General features: G+C 58.2%; 2 protein-coding genes. Both read left to right on the forward strand.

Annotated features, from left to right (window positions below; translation table 11 throughout):
- Positions 1-168: 168 nt before the first annotated feature.
- Positions 169-1773: an IS21 family transposase gene (gene istA, locus RCJ92_RS15530; protein ID WP_446755072.1), complete on the forward strand. Its 1605-nt coding sequence runs from the start codon at positions 169-171 to the stop codon at positions 1771-1773.
- Complete coding sequence (locus RCJ92_RS15535) at positions 1773-2540, forward strand: ATP-binding protein (RefSeq protein ID WP_396277561.1); 768 nt, start codon at positions 1773-1775, stop codon at positions 2538-2540. Before istA ends, RCJ92_RS15535 begins: the two co-directional genes overlap by 1 nt.
- Positions 2541-2754: the final 214 nt, after the last annotated feature.

Raw genomic sequence — 2754 nt, forward strand, 5'->3', positions numbered from 1 at the left:
GTGCAGAATAGGGTTTGAAGGTACTCCTGTTCTTGCAACTGGGTACCGCTGTTCCGCGAACATGGTACTGCCGGTCATCTGCCGCTGATTTCCTAGTCATGGATATTCCCCAACGAGAACCGTTCATGGTTCCAGGGAGTATCCCTGACCCAAGGAGAATCCTTGACAATGGATTACCTGCGCATCATGCAGATGATTTTCGACGGGCGCACCTACGCGGAAATCACCGCGTCCGTGAACTGTTCGCGACGAGATATTTCAACAGCTAAGAAAGCCATCGACACCCACCAGATCACGGCGCAGAACCTCGGCAGCATCACGGCGGCCAAGTTAGCCGAGATCTTCCCGGACAAGCGCAAAGTCATCAGCTCCAACTATTCCGAGCCGGACTTCGCCCTTGTTGCCGAGCAACTGCAACGCAACCGGTTCTTCACGTTGCAACAGGCCTGGGTGAAATACACGGACCTCGGTGACGGGCTGAAGAAATACGGTTATTCGCAGTTTTGCTCGCGGTTCCACGAGTATGCACGCACGCATGATTTGGTGGCCACGCTGCAGCACGAATCGGGCAAAGCCATGTTCGTTGATTGGGCCGGTCCCACTTTGTTCGTGGTGGATGCAGTGACCGGGGAGCAGTTCAAAGCGTACTTCTTCGTTGCCTCGTTGCCGTTTTCGGCCATGGTGTTCACCCGGGCCTACTCGAACATGCGGCAGGACGCGTGGAACCATGCGCATGTTGAAGCGCTGGAGTTCTTCGGCGGGGCTCCGCAGATGATCGTCCCGGATAATGCGAAGACCGCTACGCACTACCGGCAGAACCGCCGCAAAGGTGCCAAGGGCGATGCCCGGGAAGTGGTGGTGACGAAGTCCTATGCGGCCTTGGCGGAGCACTACGGGACGGCGATCGTGCCGGCGCGGCCGGGCAAACCTCGCGACAAGGCCCATGTTGAGCGGATGGTGCAGGTCATCGAAACGATGGTCCTGGGGTATTTGGCCGATACGGAATTCGAAAGCTTTGAGCAGCTCAATGAGGCCGTGAGCGACAGGCTGGAGCAGGTCAATTCCAAGGTGCACCGCACCAACGGAATCAGCCGGGCCGAGTTGTTCGCCAGTTCCGAAGCGGGCCTGCTCAAGCCGTTGCCGTCCCACCGGTTCGAACAGGTGGAATACAAGCAGCTGAAGGTGGGCCCGAACTATCACGTGAATTGCGACTACCAGTATTACTCGGTTCCGTATCAGCTCGTCGGCCGTACCTTGAGCACGCGGTTGACTCAAACCAGGGTGACGGTGATCGACGGGGCTACAGTCGTAGCCGAGCATCCGCGGCTGGTGGGGCGCCGCGGCCAGCATTCCACGCTAGACGCCCACATACCTTCGCAGCACAAAGATGTTTCCGGGCTCTGGAGCCGGGACTGGTTCATCGCGCATGCCCAGTCCTTCGGCCCGGCCACCGTTGAAGTCATCACCGCGGTGTTGGATCGCGCTGCCGTTGAAGCGCAGGCATTCGTCGAATGCCGCAACATCGTCAAGGGGCTCGGGATGAAGCACCGCAGCTTGCTGGAGCCGGCCTGCAAGTATTTGCTGGAGCGGGGAGGGTATTCCTCATACAGCGGGTTGAAGCGGATCATCGCGGTGATGGCGCACGAAGAGAAGAACCAAGCTCGCCCTGCGGTCCCGGTTCCTGAAACGGTCAAGGACTTGTCCTCGGAGTCGGAGCGGACTGGTCGATTCGTCCGAGCGCCCGGACATTACTCGATGGGAGGTGGCCAGTAATGCTCAGCGACGCGGATCAGCAGAAGCTCAAGGACCTGCGGTTGACGGCTTTCGCGCAGAAGTTCTTCGAGCTGACCGGCGAGCAGGCCAATGAACGGCTGACTCCGGAAGAGGTGTTCATGCAGGCTGTCGACCATGCGGTCGATACCCGCCGGGGCCGGCGGATCGATAAGTTGGTTTCTCAAGCGGGGTTTCCGTTGCCAAGCGCGTCGATTGCCCAGATCCATTATCTTCCCGGACGGAAGATTGATGAGATCCGGATGCGCCGATACATGACGCATGAATGGCGTACGGATCCGAAGAACCTGCTCATCATTTCACCCACCGGTGGTGGCAAGACATACCTGGCGTGCGCGATCGGCGTGGCCGCGTGCCACACCGAGCACACGGTGTTCTATCGTCGGATGGATGATCTGATCCGGGATTTCCGACTGGCACGGGAAGATACCCGGGACTATCAGCGGTTGTTGGTCAAGCTGCGTACCGTCGATGTGTTGATCATTGACGACTTCCTTACCGTGGGTATCGATCAGCAAGGCGCCAGCGAGTTGTTCGCGGTCCTTTCGGACCGTGAATACACGTTGCCGACGATCATCGTTTCACAGACGGATCCGGAATATTGGGTCACGGTGATTCCGGACAAGATTGCCGGGGATTCCATCGTGAACCGGTTAGCCACGAATACCCGGTGGCTGCCGCTTGGTGCGTTGGACATGCGTAAGCAGCTTGGAGATCAGGACCGAAAATCCAAGGACTTCTGGGAATAGGTTTCGAAGGCCTGAGCATTCCTGGATCCTTGAAAATCTTCGGAGCCTGATGGTTTCATAATATCGTTCTGGGACCCCGATGACGGGGGTCCCAGAACGATGCCGATGCGTGAAGGCGGTACCAACAAGCCGGAATGGTGGTACCTGGTAGGCGGAAGACGTCGGTACCAGGTAGCTGGAATAGAGGTACCATTTCGCCCTATTCGGCAAGAAG

It is taken from the genome of Glutamicibacter sp. BSL13 (genome assembly GCF_052928425.1).